This window comes from Pelagibacterium sp. (assembly GCF_048264985.1).
Classification (GTDB): domain Bacteria; phylum Pseudomonadota; class Alphaproteobacteria; order Rhizobiales; family Devosiaceae; genus Pelagibacterium.
Genome location: NZ_JBLXCL010000007.1, coordinates 51850 through 78216 on the forward strand (window position 1 = coordinate 51850; position 26367 = coordinate 78216).

General features: G+C 57.7%; 21 protein-coding genes. 3 read left to right on the forward strand and 18 right to left on the reverse strand.

What is annotated here, in order from left to right; translation table 11 throughout:
- Positions 1-57 precede the first annotated feature (57 nt).
- Entirely contained in the window at positions 58-1032 is a 975-nt protein-coding gene (locus tag ACN0TA_RS15340; RefSeq protein ID WP_417584495.1) for a DMT family transporter, read from the forward strand.
- Between the two features lie 50 nt (positions 1033-1082).
- Here the strand turns inward: ACN0TA_RS15340 and serA are convergent, their stop codons facing one another.
- The 5 genes from serA to ACN0TA_RS15365 form a co-directional block, all read right to left on the reverse strand.
- Positions 1083-2672, reverse strand: a complete 1590-nt coding sequence (gene serA / locus ACN0TA_RS15345) for a phosphoglycerate dehydrogenase (RefSeq protein ID WP_417584497.1) — start codon at positions 2670-2672, stop codon at positions 1083-1085.
- 82 nt (positions 2673-2754) lie between these two features.
- Positions 2755-3204: an L-alanine exporter AlaE gene (gene alaE / locus ACN0TA_RS15350; protein WP_417584499.1), complete on the reverse strand. Its 450-nt coding sequence runs from the start codon at positions 3202-3204 to the stop codon at positions 2755-2757.
- A gap of 25 nt (positions 3205-3229) precedes the next feature.
- Positions 3230-4420, reverse strand: a complete 1191-nt coding sequence (locus ACN0TA_RS15355; RefSeq protein ID WP_417584501.1) for a phosphoserine transaminase — start codon at positions 4418-4420, stop codon at positions 3230-3232.
- Between the two features lie 423 nt (positions 4421-4843).
- Complete coding sequence (locus ACN0TA_RS15360; RefSeq protein ID WP_417584503.1) at positions 4844-5932, reverse strand: sensor histidine kinase; 1089 nt, start codon at positions 5930-5932, stop codon at positions 4844-4846.
- Positions 5933-6007: 75 nt separating this feature from the next.
- A complete protein-coding gene (locus ACN0TA_RS15365) occupies positions 6008-7630 on the reverse strand; it encodes an ABC-F family ATP-binding cassette domain-containing protein (protein WP_417584505.1) in 1623 nt (540 codons plus the stop codon).
- A gap of 230 nt (positions 7631-7860) precedes the next feature.
- On the opposite strand from ACN0TA_RS15365, the gene ACN0TA_RS15370 reads away from it, so the two are divergent.
- Complete coding sequence (locus tag ACN0TA_RS15370; protein WP_417584507.1) at positions 7861-9423, forward strand: cation:proton antiporter; 1563 nt, start codon at positions 7861-7863, stop codon at positions 9421-9423.
- Here ACN0TA_RS15370 and ACN0TA_RS15375 read toward each other — a convergent pair.
- The 3 genes from ACN0TA_RS15375 to ACN0TA_RS15385 form a co-directional block, all read right to left on the reverse strand.
- Entirely contained in the window at positions 9420-10529 is a 1110-nt protein-coding gene (locus tag ACN0TA_RS15375; RefSeq protein ID WP_417584509.1) for a THUMP domain-containing class I SAM-dependent RNA methyltransferase, read from the reverse strand. The genes ACN0TA_RS15370 and ACN0TA_RS15375 overlap by 4 nt on opposite strands.
- A 39-nt stretch (positions 10530-10568) precedes the next feature.
- Positions 10569-11648, reverse strand: a complete 1080-nt coding sequence (locus ACN0TA_RS15380) for an acyltransferase family protein (protein WP_417584511.1) — start codon at positions 11646-11648, stop codon at positions 10569-10571.
- A 72-nt stretch (positions 11649-11720) separates the two neighbouring features.
- Positions 11721-11864 (reverse strand): hypothetical protein, encoded by a 144-nt coding sequence (locus ACN0TA_RS15385; RefSeq protein WP_417584513.1) that lies wholly within the window; start codon positions 11862-11864, stop codon positions 11721-11723.
- Between the two features lie 296 nt (positions 11865-12160).
- Here ACN0TA_RS15385 and ACN0TA_RS15390 point away from each other — a divergent pair, with 296 nt between their 5' ends.
- Positions 12161-13360: a benzoate/H(+) symporter BenE family transporter gene (locus ACN0TA_RS15390; protein ID WP_417584515.1), complete on the forward strand. Its 1200-nt coding sequence runs from the start codon at positions 12161-12163 to the stop codon at positions 13358-13360.
- 31 nt (positions 13361-13391) lie between these two features.
- Here ACN0TA_RS15390 and ACN0TA_RS15395 read toward each other — a convergent pair whose 3' ends face one another.
- From ACN0TA_RS15395 to ACN0TA_RS15440, 10 genes are all read right to left on the reverse strand, one after another.
- A complete protein-coding gene (locus tag ACN0TA_RS15395; RefSeq protein WP_417584517.1) occupies positions 13392-14150 on the reverse strand; it encodes an outer membrane protein in 759 nt (252 codons plus the stop codon).
- Between the two features lie 102 nt (positions 14151-14252).
- Positions 14253-15596, reverse strand: a complete 1344-nt coding sequence (gene glmM, locus ACN0TA_RS15400) for a phosphoglucosamine mutase (RefSeq protein ID WP_417584519.1) — start codon at positions 15594-15596, stop codon at positions 14253-14255.
- Between the two features lie 95 nt (positions 15597-15691).
- Positions 15692-16543, reverse strand: coding sequence for a class I SAM-dependent methyltransferase (locus tag ACN0TA_RS15405; RefSeq protein WP_417584521.1), 852 nt, complete (start codon positions 16541-16543; stop codon positions 15692-15694).
- Positions 16544-16685: 142 nt separating this feature from the next.
- Positions 16686-18446 (reverse strand): methyl-accepting chemotaxis protein, encoded by a 1761-nt coding sequence (locus tag ACN0TA_RS15410; protein ID WP_417584523.1) that lies wholly within the window; start codon positions 18444-18446, stop codon positions 16686-16688.
- A gap of 646 nt (positions 18447-19092) precedes the next feature.
- Complete coding sequence (gene ftsH / locus ACN0TA_RS15415; protein WP_417584525.1) at positions 19093-21027, reverse strand: ATP-dependent zinc metalloprotease FtsH; 1935 nt, start codon at positions 21025-21027, stop codon at positions 19093-19095.
- 165 nt (positions 21028-21192) lie between these two features.
- The gene (gene tilS, locus ACN0TA_RS15420) at positions 21193-22446 is read right to left on the reverse strand and encodes a tRNA lysidine(34) synthetase TilS (protein WP_417584527.1); all 1254 of its coding nucleotides are present in this window, start codon (positions 22444-22446) and stop codon (positions 21193-21195) included.
- The gene (ybgF, locus tag ACN0TA_RS15425; protein WP_417584529.1) at positions 22440-23429 is read right to left on the reverse strand and encodes a tol-pal system protein YbgF; all 990 of its coding nucleotides are present in this window, start codon (positions 23427-23429) and stop codon (positions 22440-22442) included. Before ybgF ends, tilS begins: the two co-directional genes overlap by 7 nt.
- Before the next feature lie 158 nt (positions 23430-23587).
- The gene (pal, locus tag ACN0TA_RS15430; RefSeq protein ID WP_417584619.1) at positions 23588-24094 is read right to left on the reverse strand and encodes a peptidoglycan-associated lipoprotein Pal; all 507 of its coding nucleotides are present in this window, start codon (positions 24092-24094) and stop codon (positions 23588-23590) included.
- 181 nt (positions 24095-24275) lie between these two features.
- Positions 24276-25577 carry a Tol-Pal system beta propeller repeat protein TolB gene (gene tolB / locus ACN0TA_RS15435; RefSeq protein ID WP_417584621.1) on the reverse strand — a complete coding sequence of 434 codons (1302 nt, stop codon included), beginning with the start codon at positions 25575-25577 and terminating at the stop codon, positions 24276-24278.
- 180 nt (positions 25578-25757) lie between these two features.
- On the reverse strand, positions 25758-26367 hold a 610-nt coding region (locus ACN0TA_RS15440), incomplete at its 5' end, for a cell envelope integrity protein TolA (RefSeq protein WP_417584531.1).

The following is a 26367-nucleotide window of genomic DNA, read 5'->3' on the forward strand; positions in this document are numbered from 1 at the left end:
TTTCACCGCAAGTCAAAACGCTGATAAGTCCGGGTTCTATAAAGTACAAGGCCCGTTATGACAAAGTCCCCACCAACGCCAGCGCACCCGGCCAATCCACTCGCGCGACTGATGAGCCAACCTTACCTGCTTTTGATCTTGTCCGCCCTGTTCTGGGGCGCCAACATCATTGCAGGAAAACTGGCAATTGGCGAACTCGATCCCTACGCCCTCTCGGTGATGCGCTGGCTGGTTGCCTTTCTCATCGTCTTGCCCTTCGCCTGGAACGGGTTGCTGCGCGAGTGGCGCGAAATCCGGCGTGGATGGGGCTGGCTGGCGCTTTATGGCGCCTTGGGCTTCACCAGCTTTAACGTACTGCTCTACGCGGCCACGACCCACACGGCGGCAGTCAACGTTGCCATGATCCAGGCCGCCATCCCCGTGCTTGTGATGATCGGCAATTTTGCAATCTTCCGCGTCCGCGCCTCGGCGCTCCACATTGCCGGTGTCGTACTCACCATTTATGGCGTCATGCACGTCGCGACCCACGGCAATGTGCTCCGCCTTGTCGGGCTGGACGTAAACATCGGCGATGCCATGATGTTGCTCGCTGCAATATTCTACGCAGTGCATTCTCTGATGCTGCGCTACAAGCCGCGCATCGGATGGTTGAGCTTTATCGCGGCCACAAGTTTTTTCGCAGCGCTGGCCGCCCTGTTGTATCAGTCGCTGTTCGGCTCGGGTCCTGTCGGCTTGGTCAGCGAGGTTGCAGCAATGAGCTGGCGCGGCTGGGCCATTGTCATCTATGTGGCCATCCTGCCATCCATCGTCGCGCAAATGACCTATGCCCGCGGCGTCGAGTTGATCGGCCCCAATAGAGCGAGTCTGTTCATCAATCTAATCCCCGTCTTTGGAGCGCTGCTTGCGCTGCTGGTGCTCGGCGAGAGCCTTGATGTCTACCATATGATCGCAGCTGTCTTAATTGTCGCCGGCATCGCGCTTGCCGAATATGCAGCCCGTCGCAATCTGCGCGACATCTTGAAACCGCAATAAAAAAGGGGCGGCATCACTGCCGCCCCTTCGTAATTTTCAAAGCACGAGCCTCAGACGGCGAACACAAGCCGCTTGGCCTGCACAACGCCCTCGAGGTTCGAGATTTCGCCAAGCTGGGCATCGGTCAATTCGCTGTCGATGGCCAGAAGCGCGATTGCATCCTTGCCCTGCTCGACCCGGCCGAGGTTGAAGTTGGCGATGTTGATTGCCAGCTGACCCAAAAGCGTGCCAAGCCGCCCGATAAAGCCAGGCTTGTCTTCATTGGTGATGTAGAGCATGTGCGGGGTCACTTCGGCTTCGAGCGTGATGCCTTTGATCTCGACAATCCGCGGCGCCTTGGTGCCGTATACAGTACCGGCAACGCTACGTTCCTGGCGCTCGGTCACCACAGTAAGGCGGATGAGGTTGTCGTAAGCGCCAACCTGTTCGCGATTGACTGTTTCAACTGCAATGCCACGATCCCTGGCCAGCGCAGGCGCAGAGACCATGTTCACTTCGCCCAGCAGCGGCTTGAGCACACCGTTAAGCAGCGCAGCCACCATCGGCTTTGTGTTGAGGGCGGAGACGTCGCCTTCGAATTCAACGCGGATCGCCTTGATGCCTGTTTCGGTCAATTGCCCGGCAAACGATCCCAACAGTTCCGCCAGTTTCACGAACGGCGTCAACTTTGGCGCTTCTTCGGCCGAAATCGATGGGAAATTCAGCGCGTTGATGACTTCGCCGGTATTGAGATATGCGGAAATCTGCTCGGCCACCTGAAGCGCAACATTTTCCTGCGCCTCGGACGTCGAAGCGCCAAGATGTGGAGTGCAGATCACATTGGCGACGCCAAACAGCGGGTTTTCCTTGGCCGGCTCTTCGAGAAACACGTCGAGCGCCGCGCCGGCAACTTTTCCAGCTTCGAGCGCGTCTTTGAGCGCCGCTTCATCGATCAGCCCGCCACGCGCGCAGTTGATGATCCGCACGCCGTCCTTCATCTTGGCGATGGCTTCCGCTGAAATAATGTTGCGTGTCGCATCGATCAACGGGGTATGGAGCGTGATGAAATCGGCCCGTGCCAGCAGATCGTCCAGCTCGACCTTTTCAACACCCAGATCCACTGCGCGCTCTGGGGTGAGAAACGGATCGAAAGCGATAACCTTCATTTTCAGCCCCTGGGCGCGGTCGGCAACGATCGAGCCGATATTGCCCGCCCCGATCAGACCCAGCACCTTGTTGGTCACTTCGACGCCCATGAAGCGGTTCTTTTCCCACTTCGACGCCCGTGTCGACGCATCTGCTTCCGGGATCTGACGCGCCAGCGCCAGCATCATGGAAATCGCATGCTCGGCAGTGGTGATCGAATTGCCGAACGGGGTGTTCATGACGATAACACCCTTGCCGGTAGCAGCAGGAATATCGACATTGTCCACGCCGATCCCGGCGCGTCCGATAACCTTGAGATTTGTGGCATTGGCCAGGATCTTGTCGGTCACCTTGGTCGCCGAACGGATGGCAAGACCGTCATACTGCCCGATGATTTCGGCCAGCTTTTCCTTGTCCTTGCCGACATCGGGAAGATAGTCGACTTCCACCCCGTTGGCTTTGAAAATCTCGATCGCCGCCGGGCTGATCTTGTCGGAAACGAGTACTTTGGCCATATTGTTTGTCCTTATGTGTCCGGCCCCGCGGGGTCCAAAAAATGTAATGAAGTCCGGCCGTCCAGCGTCCGGAATGTTCTGTTCAGCTGCCCAGCGACATTGGCTTTTGCCCCGGTCCGGCCAGCCCGAAGCGTCCACGGACGAATTCGAGCCACAGCCCATACGGCCTCCCCAGGATCAGCATCAGGCCTGCGAACCCAAGGGTTCCGGTGACGACCCCCATACCCCTGGCCCCGCTTGCAAATATGATGATCACGTAGATCGGCACCTGGAACGCCAGCAACGCAATTGAATCCATGATCAGGGTGAGGCCGTGCGAGCCGGGACCGGTTCGTTTCAAAAACCAGTCCCGCCAATAGCCATAGGGCCGGGCCGTAATCACCATGAGCGGCGCACCGATCGAGCGCGACAGCGCAACCTCGGACCAACTCATGCCGGCAATGAACCGTTCGTTGAGCCCACTGACGATGGTGAAGAACATCACCAAGGCCAGCGTATCGGCGACAAAGCTGCGGAGTTTCTCGCCTGCCATGTCGCCGCCCCCGTCCGATCCGCCCTTAAGCCAGGGCCGCCTTCTTTTCCTCGGCGAATGCCCAATCGAGCCATGGGGTGAGTTGCGCAAGGTCGCTGGTTTCCACAGTCGATCCGCACCAGATGCGGAACCCGGTAGGCGCATCGCGATAGCCACCGATGTCGTAGGCGACGGCTTCCTTGTCGAGCCGGGAGACAACCGCCTTGGCGAGTTTGGCCTGCGCGTCGTCGGACAGCGCCGTTACCTCAGGATCGACGATTTTCAGGCACACGGACGTGTTCGAGCGCACCTTGGGGTCGGTAGCGAGGAAATCAACCCAGTCGGTTTTTGCGACCCAGTCGGCAATCGCCTTTTCATTGGCGTCGGCACGGGCCTGTAAAGCTTTGAGCCCGCCTTCCTTGAGGCCCCATTCCATGGCGTCCACAGCGTCCTCGATGCAGATCATCGATACAGTGTTGATGGTTGCGCCTTCAAAGACGTCGCCCATCAGCTTGCCGCCCTTGGTCAGCCGAAAGATTTTGGGCATCGGCCGGTTGGCCGGTGTAAAGGTCTCCAGCCGCTCAACGGCGCGCGGCGAAAGGATCAAGATCCCGTGCGCCGCTTCCCCGCCCAGCGCCTTCTGCCAGGAAAACGTCACGACATCGAGCTTGGAGAAATCGAGGTTTTGGGCAAACGCCGCCGAGGTGGCATCGCAAATTGTCAGCCCTTCACGGTCCGCCGGGATCCAGTCCCCGTTAGGAACGCGCACGCCAGAAGTCGTCCCGTTCCAGGTGAACACAACGTCACGGGAAAAATCGACTTCGGACAGCTCGGGCAATTCGCCATATTCGGCCTTGAGAACCCGCACATCGTCGAGCTTGAGTTGCTTTTGAACGTCGGTGACCCAGCCGGCCCCAAACGATTCCCAGGTCAGCATGTCGACGCCGCGCGCGCCCAGCATGCCCCACAGCGCCATTTCGACGGCACCGGTATCGGATGCCGGCACGATGCCGATCAGATAGTCTTCAGGGACTTCCAAAAGCTCGCGCGTCAGGTCGATGGCGCGCTTGATCCGCGCTTTGGCCGGCTTGGCCCGGTGAGATCGCCCCACCAGCGCACCGGCAAGCGCCTCAACCGTCCACCCGGGACGCTTGGCACAAGGACCTGACGAAAAATTGGGATTGTCCGGACGCACTGCCGGCTTCGCCACTTCGGTGGCGGCAGAAATATCTGTCATGTTGCTCCATCCTTACAGATGGGCGTCCCTCGTTGGGGAGGGATGGCCCGCAGCCCGTATAGAGGATGATGGGGGCGGTTGGCAAGGGGCTGAGAACGACGGACCCGATTTCATGAATCCAGACGACGCGTGCAGTCAGGCGGCGGCTGGGTTTGCTATGCATTCCAAAGGTAGAGCACGGAGGGGATGGCGAGCACAAATGACCAGGACGCCCATAACGCCATCGTCAAAACGTTGAGCCCAATGAGCGCCCTAATCAATCCGGCAGGCCCTGGTGAAGCGTTCATCGCCACACGCCGTCTCTCTGGAGCGCCTCCAGAAAATGAGAACCGGTTCTCCGGTTCGGAAGCACCACCCTAAAAGTCAGCAAACCGAGACGATATCGCCGCCGGGCAAACCCTTATGCCCTCAGGTGCCGTGGAACTATTCAGCCGCAAACGCGATTTTGAGCGCCACGCCCTGTTTGGCTGGCTCGAACACCAGATCGCATTGCAACTCGGCACAGATCACCTTTGCGATCTGCATACCCAATCCGCCCGGTCGGGTTTCGACATCATCGACCAACCCAACCCCGTTGTCACGGCAGGTGACATGCACCAGCCCGTCTGCTTCCGCTCGCATGCCAATCGAAACGATGCCCTTTCTGCCACCAGGAAAGGCGTGCTTGTAGGAATTGGCGACGAATTCGTTGATCAGCGTCCCGACAGCCACCGCCTGACGCGACCCCACGGTCACTGGCATGACGGCGACGTCCAAAACGATTCCTTCGGCTGCACCGGTAGAAAGATGGTCGCAAAGGCTGACAACATAACGGTCCAGCGCCACCGTCGGCCCTGCATCGGCAAGATAGAGCTGCTCGTGTAGCGTAGCCACTGCGGAAATCCGGTTGCCGGTCGCCGTCAGAGCGTCGCGTGTCTCCTCACTTCGCGCAGCGCGCGATAGCAGCCTGACATAGGACGAAAGCGATTGCAGAGAATTTTTAACCCGATGATCGACCTCCTGGCGCAAAAGCGTTGTCGCCTTGAGCGCTTTGCGCATTTCGAGCTGCGCCATGACCTGCCGCGCCAGGACCCGCAAGGTGTCCCGTTGCAACGAGGTCAGGCTCTTTGGCCGGTAATCGAGCACGCACAATGTCCCCAGTGGCAGTCCATCCTGGGTCATAAGCAATGCACCGGCATAAAACCGCAGTCCTTGCTCGCCTGTACACAACGGATTGTCCTGCATCCGTGGATCAGCCAGCGTATCGTGGATTTCGACGAACTCGTTTTCCAAAATGGCGTGTGAGCAGATCGAGGTGGCCAGCGGGGTTTCACGCACGCCCAGGCCGGCCTCGGCCTTAAACCATTGCCGATCGACATCGATCAGATTGACCACCGATATCGCCGTACCGCAAACAGCCGACGCCAATTCCACGATATCGTCGAAATCCTTTTCCCGATCGGTGTCGAGGACCTCGTAGGAATAGAGCGCCCGGAGCCGATCCGCCTGCAAAGGATGTGGGTTGGCTTCCATGGCAGCTCCCTATATTCAAATAGCGGATCGTCAACGACCCCTATAGCTAGTTTACACTACCAACGAAAGACGGTCTTAGTGCCTTAACCCCGGCGCTTCCTGTCCCGTGCTTTCCACATACTCGCGATAGCCCCCGCCAAAGGCCCGCACACCGTCGGGCGAAACCTCGAGCACCCGGTTAGACAACTCGGCCAGAAAATGCCGGTCATGCGAAACGAACAGCATCGTCCCCTCGTAATTGGCCAGCGCCTCGATCAACATTTCCTTGGTAGCGATATCGAGGTGGTTGGTCGGCTCGTCCAGCACAAGGAAATTGGGCGGATCGAACAGCATCATGGCCATCACCAGCCGCGCCTTTTCCCCGCCCGACAGCACGCGACATTTTTTTTCTACATCATCGCCGGAAAACCCGAAACACCCGGCCAGCGCCCGCAATGATGCTTGCCCGGCCTGGGGAAACTCGCTTTGCAACATGTCGAAAATCGATTTGTCCCCGTCCAGAACATCCATTGCATGCTGGGCGAAATAAGCCATCTTGACCGACGGCCCCCTCGCCACCGAACCCGTATCCGGCTCGGCCGCTCCGGTCACCAGCTTGAGAAGTGTCGATTTGCCTGCCCCATTCACCCCCATGATGGCCCAACGCTCCTTGCGCCGCACATGGAAGTCGAGTCCGTCATAAATGGTCTTGTCGCCATAAGTCTTGGCAACGCCCTTGAGCACAGCCACATCCTCGCCTGAGCGCGGGGCTGGACGGAACTCAAACACCACCTTCTGCGCGCGCTTGGGCGGCTCGACCCTGTCGATCTTGTCGAGTTTTTTCACCCGGCTCTGCACCTGTGCCGCGTGCGACGCCCGCGCCTTGAACCGTTCGATGAACTGGATTTCCTTGGCCAGCATCGCTTGCTGGCGCTCGAACTGAGCCTGCTGGTTCTTGTCGGCGATGGCTCGCTGGGCCTGATAGAACTCATAATCGCCCGTATAAGAGGTCAGGTTGCCGCCATCGATCTCGATGATCTTGTTGACCACGCGGTTCATAAACGCCCGATCGTGCGAGGTCATCAACAAGGCGCCGCCGAAGTTTTTCAGGAAATCTTCGAGCCAGATCAGGCTTTCGAGATCGAGGTGGTTCGACGGTTCGTCAAGCAGCAGCACATCGGGCCGCGCCAACAGAATCTTGGCCAGCGCCACGCGCATCTTCCAGCCGCCCGACAGCGCACCGACATCACCATCCATCATCGCCTGGCTAAACCCCAGACCATCAAGCACTTCGCGGGAGCGCCCATCCAGGGCATACCCATCGAGTTCTTCGAACTGTTCGGTCACCTCCCCATAGCGCGCGATGATGGCGTCCATCTTATCGGCCTTCTCAGGATTGCCCATATCGGCTTCAAGCTGGCGCATCTCGGCAATCAGTGCCGCCACCGGCCCTGCCCCGTCCATGGTTTCAGCCACGACCGACCGGCCAGCCATTTCGCCCACATCCTGGGAAAAATACCCAATGCTCGTGCCCCGATCGACAGACACCTGCCCCTCATCGGGCGCTTCCTCGCCTGTAATCATACGAAAAAGCGTCGTCTTGCCAGCACCGTTCGGGCCGACCAGGCCAATCTTTTCGCCCTTCTGCAGCGCTGCCGAAGCTTCGATGAAAACGATCTGTTTCCCGTTCTGCTTGCCGATACTTTCAAGACGGATCATTGGAGGCCAACCTTAGCAACAAGAAAGCCGCCCCACCCGGAGCGGCCATTTCTGCCTGCCGTAAATCATTTCGAGCCTGGCAGTGCAACTGCTTTGTCCCCATCCGGGCAAGCCGTCCGATGCTGCCAACCGCCGATGGTAACGGGCAGATCAATGATGGTGATTGACGAAATCGGTGATGCCCCCGAAGTTTATGGCGGAAGGCGACTCGGTTTTAAGGCAAAGGCTGCGTGTTCGAAGTCATATCTATCAGTTCCGCATTTTTCTTCGGACTGCTCGTCAAGCAGATCGGGCTGCCTCCGCTCGTAGGGTTTCTTGTTGCCGGATTTGCGATTTACGGGCTGTCAGACCCGCTGAACCTGCCCCAAGAGACCGGCGAAATTCTCGATTACATTTCCCATCTTGGCGTATTGCTCCTGCTTTTTGCAGTGGGGTTGAAGCTTAAGCTGCGCCAGGTGCTCCAAGTGAGAGTTGCCGGATCCGCTCTGGTTCATTTCGCGGTCAGCACGGCAATTCTCACGCCTGCCTTGGCTGTCATCCTGCAGCTCGATGCCTACAGCGCGATGCTCGTCGCGATGGCGTTGGGCTTTTCAAGCACTGTGCTATCGGCCAAGATGCTCGAGGCCAAACGTGAGCTGGTAACCTTTCACGGTCGCATGGCCATTGGCATTTTGGTTATCCAGGATCTGATCGCGCTCGTTGTACTGTCGGGTTTCGGGGGCGATATTCCTTCACCCTGGGCGCTGATCGTGTTGGGGCTGCCCCTGCTGAGGCCAATCGTCTATCGGTTGCTTGACCTTACGGGACACGATGAATTGCTGATCTTGATGGGGATGCTGCTGGCCCTCGTGGTCGGAGGCATGGGATTTCAGACCGTCGGCCTCAGTTCCGAACTTGGCGCCTTGCTGATGGGCGTTCTGCTTGCCAATCACAAACGCGCTTCCGAACTTTCGGAATCTCTGTGGGGGCTCAAGGAGGTCTTCCTTGTCGGCTTTTTCCTCAAGATCGGCATGTCCGGCCTGCCCGACCTGGCAGCGCTCGGGCAGGCGGTCTTATTCATGCTGCTGCTGCCGCTCAAGGGCGTATTGTTTTTCTTTCTCTTGATCGCCTTCGGTCTGCGCGCACGTAACGCCTTTCTCACGGCCATCAGTCTCACAGCCTATTCCGAATTCGGACTGATCGTGGCCGCCAGCCTGTTGCCGGAGTGGATCATTCCATTGGCTATTGCCGTCTCAATGTCTTTTGTCCTGGCCGCGCCCCTCAACGCGTTGGCACACGCGCTGTTCGAGCGGCTCGAGCCGTTCCTTTTGCGCTTCGAACGTCCAGGCGGCCATCCCGATGAGTTTCCGGTCAATCTCGGCAATGCCGAAATCATGATTTTTGGCATGGGCCGAACCGGGGTTGCCGCATACGACGCAATTCTGAGCCATTCAGATCGCGTGATCGGACTGGATGCCGACGATTACCGCGTGACGCAGATGCGTGCGAGCGGACGCAACGTGGCGTTGACCGATGCCGAGGACGCCAATTTCTGGCACGGTGTCAATGTGGACGGGCTCAAGGCGGTCATGCTTGCCATGGATGATGTGGGTGCAAAGCTCAATGCAGCACGGCAGTTACGCGCACTGGGCTTTGCAGGGCCGATCATCGCCCATGCGCTCTACGAGGATCACATCGAGAAGATCGAACACGCCGGTGCGGATCAGGTCTATCTCACAATGCACGAAGCCGGCACCAGCCTGGCGACGCGGGCGTGGAGCGAATTGGAGCGCCGCGAGCGCGAGGTAGATTAGCCAAGACAGTCCGTCTGATAGAGGGAGACCCGGATCCCATTGTTGTCGATACTGGGACTGGATTTGAAGGGCAGTCCCGTCGCCTGCGCCAATGCCTTGTCGCTGGTTACCATCCCCACGCGCCATCCGGAGAACTGCGATTTGAGGATCTGGCCGAGTGCCCCATAGAGGGGAAATAGCTTCTTGCGATCCCCAATCCGCCCACCATATGGCGGGTTGACAATCACCAGACCCGAAGGCCCTTCGGGCCGCTCCAGCTTGTCGATCGGGATTTGGGCAAAACGGGTGACCGAACTTACCCCAGCACGTTCGGCATTGGCTAAACTCATGCGGGCGGCACCCCCATCCCGGTCGCTGCCATAAAACCGAAGGTCAGTTGTCTTGTTACTCGTGGGTTGCTTTATCGTCGCCCATTCATCGGGGTCGAAATTCGCCAACTGCTCGAATGCAAACGAGCGCGTGCGACCCGGCTCTAGGCCGAGCGCAATTTCAGCGGCTTCGATGATCAGCGTGCCCGATCCGCACATGGGATCAAGCACCGGCTCGGTGCCTAAATATCCGCACTCGCGCAAGAGCAGCGCCGCCATGGTCTCACGCATGGGCGCTTTGTTGACCTCAAGCTTGTGTCCGCGGCGGTGCAGCCCTTCACCCGATGTATCAAGACTGATTGTGCACACATCACTATCGATCCGCACGAGAACACGCACAGCGGCCCCAGCTTCAATTGGCGCGCCGAACGTCTGTTGTATGGCCTTCTCCACGCGTTCGGCCGCTGCTCCTGAATGATAGATTTTGGATTTTCGGCAACTTGCCTCGACCCGGACCGGCACATCCTTGCGCAGCACCTCGTCCCAATCCACCGCCCTGGCGCGCTTGTCGAGTTGTGCCAAATGGCTGACGCGGAAACTCGCGATTCGCACAAGCACACGTCCAGCGCCCCGCAGCGCAAAATTGGCACGCCAAACGTCACGCCACCCCCCAAAAAACTCCACACCTCCAAACACCGGCCTTGGGTCGGTAAAACCGCACGCGTGCGCTTCAGCGCAAAGCGCGTTTTCAAGGCCGGGGGTCGCTACGAGGAAAATCGGGAAGTGTTCTTTGTTCATGCCTCTCCATAACCGGGTGCACGCACCAGCGCGACCAAATTATCGTATCAGCCGTGTTGCCAGATTGAAGGGCGCAACAAGCAACGCCTCAAGCGGTCCTCGCGAAAAGTGACGCCGCCAGACCAGCGCAAACCCCATGGCTATGGTGCCGACCAATACCACCGATACACTTGCTGGTCCGACGCTTTCGTGCCGCAAGACATCGCTGAAAAAATGCAGTGCAATCAGATGAGCGATATAAAAGCTGAACGCCAATTGCCCCAGAGCAACCAGCGGCCACCATGTTCGCGGCCAGCGATCGACAAGAATAAGCATCACACCGGTTGCCGCGCTCGCCGTTCCCACCGCCCCGACGATCCAAAGCGGCATCTGGCCGTGAGGTGCATCCGACAACAGGTGGCGCAGATCGTCCGAGCCCTCAGGTCCACCGAACACTAAAAACATGACGGCACTGATGGCCGCCGCGCACAGCCCGACAGCAGCGCCCGCCAGCGCCAAGCGGATCTGGAAATGTCGCGACCGAAGGTCGAACCGCCCGACCCACATGCCCCACAGCAGCGCCGGAGCCCAGGTCAGCAGTGGATAAGGCCCGGTAAGCAGAAGTCCCTCGATCACCGCAAAAGGGCGGCCGCCCAACGTCACGGCTTCCCGGCCGACAAAGTCCGGCCACTGCGCGCGGATTGCGAAATATACCAACGGCCCAACAATTGTGGTGACCACGGCAAGCAATCCCAGTCCCCGCAAGGGCAGCGCCATTGCAAGAAAACCGAGACAATAGAAAAGCGCATAGTGATGTAAGATCACCGCAACGCCGTGGTCGAGCGCCTGAAGTGTGAGACCCAGAGGCAGAAAAACCAGAACCGTCCAGGAGAGTCTCAATCTCGCAGATGGACGGCTGCCCGGACGAGCCGAGAGGAGCGATACGCCGATACCAGCAACAAAGATAAACAGGATTGAAGCCCGACCATGGGGAAAATTGTAGAGAATTTCCGCGAGATTATCGCGATTTCGTGGCCCTACATGCACCATCAGCATACCGATGACAGCAAGCCCACGTACAGCGTCTATCCCGCCAATCCGCGTTATCGGAGGCTGCGGCGCCCGTCCATTATCGTTCATCGGTCACACATTTCACGACAAAGGGGCGCCCCGTGCGGACGCCCCTTGCCAAAAATCGATTCGACTTTGCTTTTACTCGACCGCAGGCTCGGCTGGCACTGCCGGATCGGTCACTGCGGGCTCAGCGGGCACGCCGCCATCTTCTGCAGGGGGCATGTCGCAGGCAGCGACAGCCAGCATCAGCGGCAGAGCCAGAAGGGCAAGAAACTTACGCATTGTCGGTCTCCTTTTCATCCTCAAAACAAATGGCCGATGGCTTGAATGGTTCCCCGAGGGGCGCCAACGGGCCGTAATTTCAAAGCGACGTTGTTTTGACGCTCATCAACAGTGAAAAGCAACGATGACAAAAATGTGATCGAGAGAGATAGTGCCAGATTTCAACGGATTACGACACAAACCAAGTCGTTCCCTTGGGCACGACTCGCCTAAAAGTGGCATCGAAAAGGCAGTCCTGGCGGAAAACTCGCGAAATTTTCGACAGGCTAACCGCAATTCTTACCGAGGTTTCCTCGATGACCGACTCCAATCCCAGTCCTGTAACGAAGCAATCGGGCAACCTGTTTCAGCCGATCTTTTCGGGTGTTCTTGCTGCGCTGGTCGGCTTTGCAAGCTCATTTGCCATCATCTTGCAGGGCTTTGATGCCGTAGGTGCCACACAAGCCCAAGCAGCGTCAGGGCTGTTTGCCCTTTGCCTTGGCATGGCGTTTGTCGGGGTCGGCATGAGCTATGTCACAAAGACCCCGCTCTCAATAGCGTGGTCGACCCCAGGCGCCGCGCTGCTCATCACCACAGGGGCCGTCCAGGGCGGTTTCCCCGCGGCGGCGGGCGCTTTCATGGTCGCTGCAGCTCTTGTGGTTGTCGCCGGCTTTTGGCGGCCATTCGGGCGGGCCGTTGCGGCAATTCCGATGCCCTTGGCCAGCGCCATGCTGGCCGGGATTCTGTTTAATTTGTGCCTTGCACCAGTACGGGCCGTCGCAGAACTTCCCGCGCTGGCGCTTCCAATAGTTCTGGCATGGGCAATCTGCTTGCGCTTTGCGCGCATATGGGCAGTTCCGATTGCCGTTGTTGTCAGCGCGATAATGATAGCAATATCGACCGAGCTTCCAGCCAATCTATTGGCAAATCCCTGGCCCGCGCCGGTTCTGGTCATGCCCTCGCTAAATCTCGACGCGGTCATCGGCATCGCCCTGCCGCTGTTCGTGGTCACCATGGCCTCACAGAACATTCCCGGTCTGGCCGTGTTGCGTACCAATGGCTACCGGCCTGATGTGAAACCAATCTTCATTTCGACTGGACTGGTCAGCGCCATTGGGACCTTGTTGGGCGGGCAGCTCATCAATCTGGCTGCCATCACCGCTGCGCTATGCGCGGGCCCCGAAGCGCATCCAGACACAACAAAACGCTACATCGCAGCAATGACAACCGGCTTTGTCTATATTCTTTTTGCGCTTGGCGCTGGCGTTGCTGCCGCTTTTATTTCCGCAGCGCCACCGATCCTGATCGAAGCTGTAGCGGGGCTGGCGCTGATAGGGGCACTTGCCAATGCCCTTGTCGGCTCGGTTGCCGACGAAGAATTCCGCCTGCCTGCCATTCTGACATTTATCACTGCAGCGTCTGGTCTCACCCTGTTTGGAATCGGGGCTGCCTTTTGGGGCCTCATCGTCGGCGGTGCATTGCACGCAATCCTCAAGACAAAAAAGGCGGCCATTTAGGCCGCCCCTGAAGCTTTACGTTATCCGAACCCTAGAAGCGATAACGCAACGTCGCGCGGATCTCGTGAACGAGCATGTGATCAATCTGGTAGGGATAGGTCGTCTGGGTGTTCTCTACCTTGTTGAGGTAGAGAGCGCGATACCCAAGATCGCCAACAAGTGCACCCCAATCCATCCCAACGCCAGTCATGGCGGCGGCGGCCCAAGTCAAATTGCTGCCGACGGTGTCGGGATTGCCCCCTGGGGGCGTCGAAGTCCAGATATAATCGTTATATGCAGCGCCAACGCCAGCACCCACATAGGCGAACAGACCGCCAGCAGCGCTGAGCCCCATATCCGACAAGCCGAAATCATAATAGACGTTGGCAAGGCCGATGGTCGAACGCAGGCTAAGTGAATGATCGCCGGGCTGAAGTGCGGTACCTGCGGGAACGTTAGCAGTCATTCCTTCACTGGCCAAGCGATCAACGGTCACGTCAAAGCGCCATCCGTCGCCGGTTTCATACCCAGCACCAACACCCCATGAATAACCCCACCCCGGATCGGTGATCGAAACATCGACGTCATCGGCTCCGACATGGGTCACCTCGCCGGCTGCCCACGCAATATGTCCGGCAGCACTTCCACGCAAGTAAAAGGAGCCTTTCAGGCCCTCGTCGACTGGCGGGATATACGGCGGGACATAGTCTTTGTAGACGGGATAGTCATATGTAACCGGATCGGCAGCCATGGCCGCTGTCGATACGAGCGCCGTTGCCCCAAGGACAACAGAAGCGACCAGCTTATTCATAGGCGTAAGTTCCCTAAGCCATAAAACTTCAATTAGTAAGGGGAACTTAGAGTAATTTTATTAAAGTGCACTTAACTGTAATTTTGGCCGCGATGCCAGGATTCAGGCAACCTTTCCTATGGCGGCCACGATCTCGTTAACGACTTGGGAAACAAGGGCAGCATCATCGCCCTCTCCCATAACCCTGATGACAGGTTCCGTGCCGGATTCGCGAATGATGAGGCGCCCTGTGGCCCCCAACCGGATCTCTGCATCCGCAATCAGAGCCATTACAGACTTGTCGTCGAGCGGCTTGCCGCGCTTGTAGCGCACGCTCTGAAGCAGTTGCGGGACGGGCTCGAATCTATGGCAGACTTCAGAAACGGGTTTGCCTTCCTGCTTTACCACCGAAAGCAACTGCAAGGCAGCAACGAGGCCATCGCCAGTTGTCGTGAAATCTGACAAGATAATATGGCCCGATTGTTCGCCGCCTACATTGAAGCCCTTGCCGCGCATGGCCTCCAGAACATAACGATCGCCGACCTTGGTGCGCTCAAGCAGCAATCCTTGATCTTCCAGATAGCGCTGCAATCCAAGGTTGGACATCACTGTTGCAACGATACCGCCCCCAACCAATTGACCGCGTTGGTGCCAGGACGAGCCGATAACAGCCATGACCTGGTCACCATCGACCATATTGCCTTTCTCGTCGACGATCAGGACACGGTCAGCATCGCCATCCAGCGCGATGCCGATATCCGCCCGTACTTCCCGAACCTTTTCGATCAAAGCACCCGGCGCAGTCGACCCGCACCCTTCATTAATGTTGTAACCATCGGGTGAGATACCGATCGAAATGACTTCCGCGCCCAGCTCCCACAACACCTCTGGAGCGGTCTTGTAGGCTGCGCCATTGGCGCAATCGACCACCACGCGCAAGCCCGTAAAATCCAGGTCGCGAGGCAATGTACGCTTTGCATATTCGACATAGCGCGTGCCGGCCTCATCGATCCGGCGGGCCCGGCCGATCTTGGTGCCGCGCGCCAACCTTGAAGTGAGGTCGGATTCGATCAGGTCTTCGATCTGGGCTTCGAACTTATCGGAAAGCTTGTAACCATCGGGCTTGAAGAGCTTGATCCCATTATCGTCGAACGGATTGTGAGATGCCGAAATCATGACACCGACATCAGCGCGTAGCGAGCGGGTAAGCATTGCAACGGCGGGCGTGGGCATCGGCCCAAGCAGCAGAACGTCCATGCCCACGGCAGTAAAACCCGCGGTCAGCGCATTTTCGATCATGTACCCGGACCGCCGCGTATCCTTGCCGATCACCACCCTGTGCGCATAGTCGCCTCGCGTAAACGCAAGTCCTGTGGCCATGCCGACCTTGAGCGCCAATTCTGGGGTCAGCTTGGGACCGTTGGCCAAACCGCGAATACCGTCGGTGCCAAAATATTTGCGAGCCATGGGATACGTTCCAATTGTTCAGCGACGGGCCAAGCTATAACGGTCCTGGCGCAAAAAAAAGGCAAACAGGGTGGCGGGGTAAATGGAGCAAGCGGTCAGACGCGGTTTTCCAAAGCAAGAAACCGATACGTATTAACGGCCGCAAAGGCTTCCGGCGAGCGGTAGTCTGCTTTTAGCCTGGCCACAATATTTTCACGCTCAGCCTTCGGCACAAACAGACCATAAGCCACTTTGAGAAACCAATAGAGGATCGGGCGTTTGTGCGATAGCAATCCTCGAACCTGTTCTACGGTCGGCGCAACAAAGCCACGATAGACATTCTGATCGATTGCCATCGATTGGGCTGCGGCAAGCGTCACGTCATCGTTTTCGACGATTGCAAACCCAGCCTGCTCGATAGCAGCGGAAAACGCAGAGTACCGGTGCCCACCGCCAGGTTGCCTATCTCCCTTGTACGCATCGGACCGGAAGCAATCGGCAATGATTATCCGTCCATTGGGTGCGAGTATCTGCTTGAGCTTTGCCAAACTTGTCTCAAGATTCACATATTGGAAACTCTCCGAGAACATGCACACATCGAAGGGCCCCTCACCGGAAAAGTCCTCGAATTTGGTTTCATGCACGCGTGCATCGGGGCCAAGTTTTTCAGCGGCGACCTCGGCCTGCAAATGGCTCGGGGTGATCATTTCGACGGTGTACCCCCTGTCGAGCATCACCTTAGCCATCTCGCCAGTACCGCCACCAATATCGAGTATGCGGGCCGGAGCGGGAGGGATCAATGCAACGAGCTTGTTCACATAACGTTCCTGCGCCATGCGCAGTTGTGGAATATTGGGCCGTTCGTCGGGCTCCCAAAGACCGTAGTGGAGCCATGGACTATCGGCAAATGTCTTTGCCACATAGACATAGAGGTCCAACCCTTCGGTCTTGGTATCGATCTTGGCCACGCGCTTGGTTCTCCATCATTGATGCTTCTGGGTAGACAAGAGCGTGCCTTGTGACAAGAGGCACCGGTCGATCCTGCCCCTCCTGCCGGCGGGATATGGAGAAAATCGGGTTGCCGAAAGTACTGTCCCCGCTGATGATGACTTAAAAATCCTCCCAATCGGGGCTGATCGCGGCATTGCCCTGAGATTGATATGCGGGCCGCGGCGTGACGCGGACCGGACCACCAACTAAGACACCATCTTCATCGTCGACGGCAAAAACCCCGGCTATTCGGTCCAGATCGACAGCCTGGCCCTCGGTTTGTTCGACAGCCGCATTGGTTTGCTCGACAAGAGCCGCATTGTGTTGGGTCATCTCGTCCATCTGACGGATTGCACTGTTGACCTCCTCAATAGCTGAGGATTGTTCTGTGGCCGCCATTGCTATTGCTTCGATGACGCTGGAACTGTCTTCAGCACCTTGCAAAATCTCCGATAACCTCGCCGCGGCCTGTTCAACGAGCCGCGAACCGCTTGCCACCTCGGCAGTGCTGGTTTCAATGAGTGCCTTGACCTCAGATGAGGCGTCCGCCGCCGATTGCGCCAAGCGACGCACTTCAATAGCGACGACAGCAAAGCCCTTGCCAGCTTCTCCCGCCCTGGCAGCTTCCACGGAGGCATTGAGCGCCAAGAGGTTTGTCTGAAAGGCAATATCGTCGATCATACCAATGATGTTGGAAATTTTCGCTGAAGATGCAGATATGCGCTCCATGGCCATGTTGGCCTCACTCATAACCGCTCCGCCCTCGCTGGCACTGATCGAAAGCGAACGCGCCTTGTCGGCGCCGGTTCTCGCCTGTCCTGCACTGGCCACCACTGCGCCTGAAAGCTGATCCATGGCAGCCGACGTCTCTTCGATCGCTGCAGCCTGTTTCGTGGTTCGATCAGCCAGATCATTGGCTCCCATCAACAACTCGCGTGTTGCCGTCTTTACGGCGCTGGAAGACGATTTCATGCGAGAAACGATATCCACCAGCTGTTTCAGCGTCTTGTTGTAGGCCTGTCTCAACGCCTCATATTGCCCGGTAAACCGTTGATCGATCCGACCGCGCAAATCACCGTCCGCCATGCTCTCAAGGCTCTTGGTCAAAATTGCTATAATGGCCTCTGCCCGCTTGCGCTCGGTGATATCCGTTGCAAATTTGACGATCTTGATGGGTTTTCCTGCCGGATCAAGGATCGGATTGTAGCTCGCCTGAATCCAGATTTCCTTGCCGGCTTTTCCAACACGTTGGAATTCGCCGGCCACAAACTCGCCCGTTCTTAAGCGGTCCCAGAAATCGGAGTATTCTCGGGTGGCTGCATAATCGGCATTGCAGAACATTGCGTGATGTTTTCCAGCAATCTCGTCGAGACTGTAGCCGAGCGTGGAAAGGAAATTTTCGTTGGCGGTCAACACCGTGCCATCGAGGGCAAATTCGATAACAGCCTGTACACGCCCAATGGCCGCGACCTGGGCTGCGTGATCAGCCGCGCGTAGCTTCTGAGCTGTAATGTCAGTAGCAAATTTGATGACTTTTACCGGCTTGCCCGATCGGTCCAGGATCGGATTATAGCTTGCCTGAATCCAGATTTCCCGGTCGCCCTTGGCCAACCGCTTGAACTCATCGGCTTGAAAGCGCCCTTGTGCGAGGTTTTGCCAGAAGGCCCGATATTCTTGACTCGCCGCATAGTCGGGAGAGACAAACATCGAATGATGTTTGCCGACGACATCCTCGAGGCGATAGCCCATTGCAGTGAGAAAGTTCTCGTTGGCCGTTAGAATGGTTCCATCGAGTGCGAATTCAATAACCGCTTGAGATCGATCAATGGCATCGATCTTAGATTGCGCCTCGTTTGGCGCGATACCGCGCTTGTTGAACATACTTAGTCCCCCTGATCATCTGCAAGGCAGATATCGCTAAGCCGTCCCTGCCCCTAGATTTGACCACCATTAGTTAAACGTCGGTTTATGATTCTGATGGGGTGGTTTACATACGCTGATAGGCATCGCGATAATTATACGCGAGCGAGCATGCCTAAGTTGTTGATCGAACAAACATTAGCGAACATTCAAGGGCGTGCATCAAGTGAGGATCGGAGCCGCAGGCTGCGACTCCGATCTCGTGGTGATCGAATGCTATTTGGCAGTCTTCGCCGAATTTCCGTCCGCAGCTGCTGCCAGTTGAGCAGGCAGGATGTCGAGCAGATACCCAAGCGAAACCGGGGCTGCCAACTCATTGCCGCGTAGGCCAAACCATCGTCATCATCGAGCCATACGGAACGGCGCTGCTTAGCAACATGAAGGCTGTGAAAGACCAGCATGGCTTCGATCGGAGCTAGCCGATTGGCCAGACGGCGACGTCCATCTCTGGAAGGCTCATGTTTTCAGGACTGATCGTAATCCTGTTGTCAGGGTCGACAAGTTCGGCCAACCGTGTCGGGAACACCAAGTCAAATTAAAATGTCAGTGAACGAAAAAGGGCCGCCCTGACGGCGGCCCTTGTTACCTTTACACACATCCAGTGGGACTAAGTGCCCGGCTGAGGTTCAAGCCCGGCATCGGCTTCACCCTCATCGCCCCGCTTTTTGTGGGCCTTACCTGCTTTTGGTACGCCGGTCGACTTCGGTGTGTTGTCATTATCGATATCGCGTACCGGTTGCTTGCCATCCATGAGCCCACGCAGCTCGTCACCCGTCAGGGTTTCGTACTCGAGAAGCGCTTGAGCGATGGTTTCAAACTGATCGACATGTTCGCGGATCATCGTACGTGCGGCTAGCTCGCCATCTTCAACAAGCTTGCGCACTTCTTCATCGATCAGCTTTGCTGTTTCATCCGACATGCGCTGGGACTGAGTAACCGAATGGCCAAGGAAAACTTCCTGGTCGTTCGATTTGTAACGCACCCGGCCGAGCTTTTCGCTCATGCCCCATTCCATCACCATGGCACGGGCCAAATTGGTCGCCATCTGAATATCGCCAGAGGCACCCGACGTGACCTTCTCAGGACCAAACTTATAGATCTCAGCTTCGCGTCCACCGAAAGCCATCGCCAATTGCGCTACAGCCTTCTCGCGGCTGAACGAATACGTGTCTTTCTCGGGAAGCGACATGACCATACCCAGCGCACGACCACGTGGAATGATGGTGGCCTTGTGGATGGGATCGAGGATATTGCTGAACTTGAGGCTGATCAGAGCGTGCCCGGCCTCATGATAAGCAGTGAGCTTTTTTTCGTCATCGGTCATGGCCATGGTGCGACGCTCTGCGCCCATCATGATCTTGTCCTTGGCGTCCTCAAATTCGGCATGCGTAACGAATCGCTTGTTGCGGCGCGCAGCCATAAGCGCGGCCTCATTAACGAGGTTCATCAAATCGGCGCCCGAAAAACCAGGCGTTCCGCGGGCCAGGACCCGTAGATCCACGTCGGGTGCCAGCGGCACCTTACGCACATGAACTTTCAGGATGCGTTCGCGGCCGGCAACGTCAGGGTTCGGCACCACAACCTGCCTGTCGAAACGGCCTGGACGCAGCAATGCGGGATCGAGAACGTCGGGGCGGTTGGTTGCGGCAATCAGAATGATGCCTTCATTGGCCTCAAAACCGTCCATCTCGACAAGCAGCTGATTGAGCGTCTGTTCACGCTCATCATTGCCGCCACCCAGCCCGGCGCCACGCTGACGACCGACAGCATCGATTTCGTCGATAAAGATGATGCAGGGCGCGTTCTTCTTGGCCTGCTCAAACATGTCGCGCACACGGGACGCACCGACACCAACAAACATTTCCACGAAGTCAGAGCCCGATATCGTAAAGAACGGAACATTGGCTTCACCAGCCACCGAACGAGCCAAAAGCGTCTTACCGGTGCCCGGAGGACCAACCAGCAGGACACCGCGTGGAATACGCCCGCCCAACCGCTGAAACTTGCCCGGATCGCGCAGGAATTCAACGATTTCTTCGAGATCTTGCTTGGCTTCTTCAACGCCGGCAACATCTTCGAATGTCACCTTGCCGGAAGATTCAGTCAGCATCTTTGCTCGGCTCTTGCCAAAACCCATGGCACCGCCGCGACCACCGCCCTGCATCTGGCGGATGAAGAAGAACCACACAGCGATGAGAACGATAAACGGCAGCCAACTCGACAGCAGGATCGACCAGAAAGGCGAACCTTCCGGAGCGCGCGCAGTGATTTCGACGTTCTGATTCTCGAGACGCTCGACGATATCGGCACCCTGGGGGATCGTCACTTCAAAGCGAGTACCTTCGTTGGTGCGGCCCTGCACAACATCATTGATGATGGTCACTTCAGCGACGCGGCCATTATCGACGTCACTTACGAACTGGCTATAAGTGCGCTCCACCGTCGAAACGGTGCGGGTCGAGGACTGGAAAACCTGAAACAGCCCCAAGAGCATGAAAAGGATGACCAGCCATATGGCCAAGTTCCGAAAATTTCCGTTCATCAATCCTGTCCTGGTCGGGCATTGCCCTTAAGGTGGCAGCAGACCCGAGCGTCGAGCCGCGCGGCACACGACGTGCCATAATTGTTGAAGCCGAATGTAAGGCGGTCATTCAGGCGATACAAGGGCAACGGGCCCGTCCGGTGGCCGATTGCCGCAGTTTCCAAACTAAGAGGTTAACGGGATTGGCATCACCGAAAATCCTTTTGCAATTTGGAGAGCGCCTATAGCGACGATCTCACCTGAGTGATCGCGCACAAGTGGCGCGGCTCTTAACCCTGCAATCGGGCCCACAAAAGGCGATCCGGTCAATCTCTCGAATGCCGCACGGGTGAAGTTTGTGGCCGGCGCAATGGATCCCGCCGCAGCGGCGGACACGGTAAAACGGCCGTCCCAGAGGATCTGATCGCCTATTCCGAGATTGGCCGAGGGCAAGCCGGCACGCCCTGCCTCGCGATGCAGAAAAACTGCGGGCCCTTCGACTAACACCCGCGCGCCGCCCAAGGTCGTTGTGAAGTTCGCCCCCGCACCAATCCGCTCCGCCAGGGCCTCAATTCGCGAGAGAAAAAACGATTGTTTCCCGGAAACGACAGCCAGCATTCGATCGATGACGCGCACTCTGATTTCCGGGTCGGCTCGCCGTATGGCTTCACTCTCAATGCGCACTATTCCCAAGTGATCAAGATGCACATTGCCTACAATGAAGTCGTTAGTCGCATTTGCGGCAAACTCATCGACCCGCTTGAGTCGTTCAGCGGCTTTTACAAGCCGCTTAGGAGACAGACCAAGTTCGGACAATCCAACCAGCGCGTTGCGCCATCGCGTACGTTCATATGCCGGATTCGTGTTCGAGGGGTCCTGTGCGGGTGATAGGCCCGCGCTCTCCACCAATGTTTCCAGCTCTTGCACAGAAACGCCAAGCAGCGGACGAAACATGGTAATGCCCGCGAAGTTGGAAAATTGACGTATACCAGCCAGTCCGGACACGCCGCTGCCATGGGCTAGTCGCATCAAAAAGGTTTCGGCTTGATCGCGTTGATGATGAGCCGTGACCAGCAATTGAACTCCATCTTCAGCCATCGCCTGCGCGATCAGTCCATACCGCGCTTGTCGCGCTGCACTTTGTTTGCCAGTCGATGGCTTCACACCCGACCAGACCAATGAGCGACAGGTCAGCCCAGCCCGCTTGGCTGCGGCAACCACCATTGCTGCTTCCGCCCGCGATTCCGGCCGCAATTGGTGATCGACAGTGTAGACGATAGCCTTGGGCTTGGGTTCGCACCAGGCTGTATAGAGCAGCATCAGCGCAAGTGAATCAGCCCCGCCGGATACGGCGAGGCCAATAGTTTCGCTCTCGGCGACCGGCGCGAAAAGTTCGGCGGGATCAAGTCCAATCGGCCCTATAGGGGTAGATTTCAGCACCCTGCCTGTGCCTGCTCAGCCGTCACGCGGTCCTTGAAGGCCTGCGTGGACTCCGGATAGCGCCGCAAAACCTCGCCATACGTACGGCACGCAGTATCGAATTCTCCGGCGCCATGCAAAGCAACACCAAGGCTGAACAGCAGATCTGGAGCCCTTGTCGAGGTCGTGTAACTCTCAAAACCCTCGAGCAGGACCTCCGCAGCTTCCCCATAAGCGGCCCGCTGGATCAGTGTTTCACCGAGCCAATAGGTCGCATCCGGCGCCTGCTGGTGGTCGGGAAAACTCTCGACAAACTGGCGGAACTGATTTTCGGCAAAAGCATACTCGCCTCGCACGACAGCATCGTACCCGGCTTGATACTGAGCGTTTGCATCACCGTCTTCAAGCGGCACCGCATTGGGGTCAAAACTGAGATCGAGCGGTTGTGAAGGAGGCGTACTACCCAATTCGCCTTCGGGTGGCCCCATGACCACACCATCCTCAGCGCTACTGTTGGAGGCATCCTCTTCGCCAAACACATCGCTGGCAAACAGATCATCTTCGTCGCCCATCTCGCTGCCGTCCATCATGTCCGAATCCCCGACAAGGGGATCAATTACAGTATTGGGACTCGGCTGCGGCTCAGTTTGGGACTGTGATTCCTGCGGTAACCGCTCGGCTGACATCTCGCCGCCGGATGGGGTTACCGCATCAGTTTCCCCCAGGCCTCCGCCCTCCAGTTGCTGGAAGCGGTACTCATTATCTTCCTGGGTGCGCTCGAGAAGGCTCTGAAGCTGGGTAAGCTGAAACTGAAGCCCTTCAATCTGGCCGGAATTGAGTCGAACCTGCTCTTCGAGCTGATCGATGCGAACCTGCATTGTGGCAAGGTCATTGCCCTGTCCCTGTCCAGCGACCGTCATGGAAAACGTCAAAAGTCCCGCCGTGGCAGCGATCGCGGCACTCCGCCGCCATCGCCCCGAGAGCGTCATCAAAAGTCTCGACACAACAAATCTCCTTCACGCGCGCTGCCATGTGCACGGTCAACGCTCTTCAATGATTTAAGGATGCCCGATTAAAGCAGATTTTTGGCAAAAAAGAAGCGCCGGGACCAGTTACGCGGTCCCGACGCCATGCCTCCAGATTGGCATTCGTGATTTCAAGGTCAGTTTGTCAGAACGGTGACCGACCGGCGATTCTGGCTCCAGCACGAGATATCGTTACAAATCGCCACGGGCCGCTCCTTGCCGTATGAAACTGTCGAGAGACGATCCTGCGGAATCCCGCGAGATACGAGGTAGTTCACGACAGCCGTGGCGCGGCGAGCGCCGAGCGCAATGTTGTATTCGCGTGTACCGCGCTCATCGGCGTGACCTTCGATCACGATGCGATATTGGGGGTATTGCTGTAGCCACTGCGACTGCTTGTTCAACGTAGCCTGGGCATCGGCGGTCAGAACAGAGGAATCGGTTTCAAAGAACACGCGATCACCCACGGAAACGAGGAATTCCTGCTGGCTGCCGGGAGAGCCGCCGCCCCCCATTCCATCGGGACCCGTGCCGATGTTGCCGACGCCTGTGGTCGGTGTGCGGGCACACGCTGCAAGAGCAACAAGCAAGACCGCCATGAGGAGGCCTTTGCCAAAACGAAAAAGGGGCATGGTCGAACCCATAGCGATAAAGCTCCAGAACCGGAAAATTGTGGTTAGCATTTTTACACCGCGTTATCTTAATCGCCGGTGTGTGTGCATAGTTAATCTTGTGCTAATCGGGCGCAATTGCGGCGTCAGCCCGGCAAAAAGGCGTCCCGAAACAGGACGCCTTGAAAGTGTTGCATGCATGCAATTGCCGTCATTACGACAACAGCGGCCCCCAAGCAGGATCCGATGCGAAGCCTTCAGTGGCAATGCGGCGCTCGTTGCGGCCCCAGATATCGATCGAATAGAGCTGCGAGCCATCATTGCCGCCCGGATCTCGGAAATACATCAACACCCGACCATTGGGCGCCCAGGTCGGGCCTTCAGCGTGATAAGATGACGCAAGGATACGTTCCCCCGAACCGTCCGGCCCCATGATACCGATCGAGAACTGACCGCCTGACTGACGGGTAAAGGCAATCAAATCGCCTTTGGGGGACCAGACCGGCGTTGAGTAAGAACCGTCACCATAAGAGATGCGCTCGGCTCCACCGCCGGCTGCCGACATCACATAAATTTGCGGGCGTCCGCCGCGGTCTGACTCGAACGCCAAGCGCTGTCCGTCAGGCGAATAGGACGGGGACGTGTCAATCGCCGAGCCCGTCGTGAGTTGCTGTGGCTGTCCGCCTGAAAGGTCCATGCCGTAGATATTTGTGACAGCACCGTTAGTGACCGAGAATACCAGCCGCCGCCCATCGGGCGAAAAACGCGGTGCAAAGCTCATCTGGCCAAAACGTCCGATAGACTGAGCCTGACCCGACGCCATGTTCACTACAAAGATACCCGATGACGCCGGCCCATCCAGTACCATATAGGCGACAAGCTGACCGTCGGGTGACATGCGCGGCGTCAGGATTTGCTGACTGCCATCAGTCAGATACCGGATATTGGCGCCGTCCTGATCCATGATGGCCAGGCGTCGAACCCGGTTTGCTCGCGGTCCGCTTTCAGCAACGAACACGACGCGGGAATCAAAATACCCGGTCTCTCCAGTCAGCCCGGTATAGACAGCATCGGATGCAATATGAGCGATACGACGCCATGAACTGGCGTCTGTGCCGTAAGACTTGCCAGTGACCTGCGCACCGGCAGTCGTGTCCCACAACCGCAAGCTGGACTGGATCTGTCCGGCACGGTTCGCATCGGCCATAATCACCGCGTCAGCACCTGTCGAGCGCCAGGCAGGAAAGTCCGGCGTCAGGTTAGGATCGCCCACCTGAACGGGATATCCGGCCGGGTCGACAAGGCGAAACAGGCCCGAATTGGTGAGATTGTTACGCACAACCTGGGCAACTTCAGCACCAAACGCTGCATCGGACGACGCGAAATTGGGTATAGCAATCGGCATCGGGGTAAAATTACCCCCCGTGACCGTGATCTGCAATTGCGCCAGAACCGGGCTGGCTGCCATCAGCGCTACGCCGGACAAACCGAGCCTGAGCGCGTTCCTGCGGGTCATCAAAGTGTTTTCCACGTCAGTCTCCATGTTTGGCGGCAACTGCCACCGCCTCAATCCGGGAGGTCAACCGGAGAGGCAAATCCAAGGTTGCGCCGATTACCGGCAAATCATGTCCGAATATCGATAGGCGGTAATATTTCCGGTTACTATTGCATTTCCGCCACGCATTGCTGTTTCCGATCAAAGGTCTCGCGGATCAAATGTCACATCCACTTGCCGCCAGCTCTCATACTTTTCGACCGGCAGCATCGTGTAAGGCCCGCAGCGTTCGACTGCACGCTGGGCCGCGAACGCCGTCGAACGCATGAGATCGTCGGTCAAGGCCGATTGAATCTGGGTGTTGGAAACCGACCCGTCCTGGTTGAGGGTCACCAAAACACGCACAGTCAGCCCAGGCACGCTCAGTGCGCCCGGCGGTGGGGTCCAACAGCGGCGCATAGCTGCAGCCAGTGCCGATTGCTCAGACTGAGTAAGCGTCGCCGCCTGTCCGCTGGCGGCGCCTAGAGAGGACTGCCCCCCCGCCCCCGTGGTCGCGCCGCGTGACGTATCTTCATTGATGAGATCGCCGATGCGGTCGGCAATATCGTCGGATACCTGGCTGCTTGGCTGTTGCGGCGTTGGGGCTGGCGTTGGCTCCGGTTGGCGCTGTGCCTCGGCGAACTGCTCGCGGAGCTCCGAAATCGCGGATGTTACTCTCGGCGGAACAGGCGCTACAGGCTCAGGCTCAGGCTCAGGCTCAGGCTCAGGCTCAGGCTCAGGCTCAGGCTCAGGCTCAGGCTCAGGCTCAGGC

What these genes read in the sequence shown, in the direction of transcription:
- ACN0TA_RS15395 (WP_417584517.1), bottom strand. Translation starts at nt 14,150, where the DNA reads ATGAATAAGCTGGTCGCTTCTGTTGTCCTTGGGGCAACGGCGCTCGTA.
- serA (WP_417584497.1), bottom strand. Translation starts at nt 2,672, where the DNA reads ATGGCCAAAGTACTCGTTTCCGACAAGATCAGCCCGGCGGCGATCGAG.
- ftsH (WP_417584525.1), bottom strand. Translation starts at nt 21,027, where the DNA reads ATGAACGGAAATTTTCGGAACTTGGCCATATGGCTGGTCATCCTTTTC.
- ACN0TA_RS15365 (WP_417584505.1), bottom strand. Translation starts at nt 7,630, where the DNA reads ATGATCCGTCTTGAAAGTATCGGCAAGCAGAACGGGAAACAGATCGTT.
- ACN0TA_RS15360 (WP_417584503.1), bottom strand. Translation starts at nt 5,932, where the DNA reads ATGGAAGCCAACCCACATCCTTTGCAGGCGGATCGGCTCCGGGCGCTC.
- ACN0TA_RS15355 (WP_417584501.1), bottom strand. Translation starts at nt 4,420, where the DNA reads ATGACAGATATTTCTGCCGCCACCGAAGTGGCGAAGCCGGCAGTGCGT.
- glmM (WP_417584519.1), bottom strand. Translation starts at nt 15,596, where the DNA reads ATGGCTCGCAAATATTTTGGCACCGACGGTATTCGCGGTTTGGCCAAC.
- pal (WP_417584619.1), bottom strand. Translation starts at nt 24,094, where the DNA reads ATGGGTTCGACCATGCCCCTTTTTCGTTTTGGCAAAGGCCTCCTCATG.
- tolB (WP_417584621.1), bottom strand. Translation starts at nt 25,577, where the DNA reads ATGACCCGCAGGAACGCGCTCAGGCTCGGTTTGTCCGGCGTAGCGCTG.
- ACN0TA_RS15410 (WP_417584523.1), bottom strand. Translation starts at nt 18,446, where the DNA reads ATGTTCAACAAGCGCGGTATCGCGCCAAACGAGGCGCAATCTAAGATC.
- ACN0TA_RS15380 (WP_417584511.1), bottom strand. Translation starts at nt 11,648, where the DNA reads ATGAACGATAATGGACGGGCGCCGCAGCCTCCGATAACGCGGATTGGC.
- alaE (WP_417584499.1), bottom strand. Translation starts at nt 3,204, where the DNA reads ATGGCAGGCGAGAAACTCCGCAGCTTTGTCGCCGATACGCTGGCCTTG.
- ACN0TA_RS15385 (WP_417584513.1), bottom strand. Translation starts at nt 11,864, where the DNA reads ATGCGTAAGTTTCTTGCCCTTCTGGCTCTGCCGCTGATGCTGGCTGTC.
- ACN0TA_RS15375 (WP_417584509.1), bottom strand. Translation starts at nt 10,529, where the DNA reads ATGAACAAAGAACACTTCCCGATTTTCCTCGTAGCGACCCCCGGCCTT.
- ACN0TA_RS15390 (WP_417584515.1), top strand. Translation starts at nt 12,161, where the DNA reads ATGACCGACTCCAATCCCAGTCCTGTAACGAAGCAATCGGGCAACCTG.
- ACN0TA_RS15340 (WP_417584495.1), top strand. Translation starts at nt 58, where the DNA reads ATGACAAAGTCCCCACCAACGCCAGCGCACCCGGCCAATCCACTCGCG.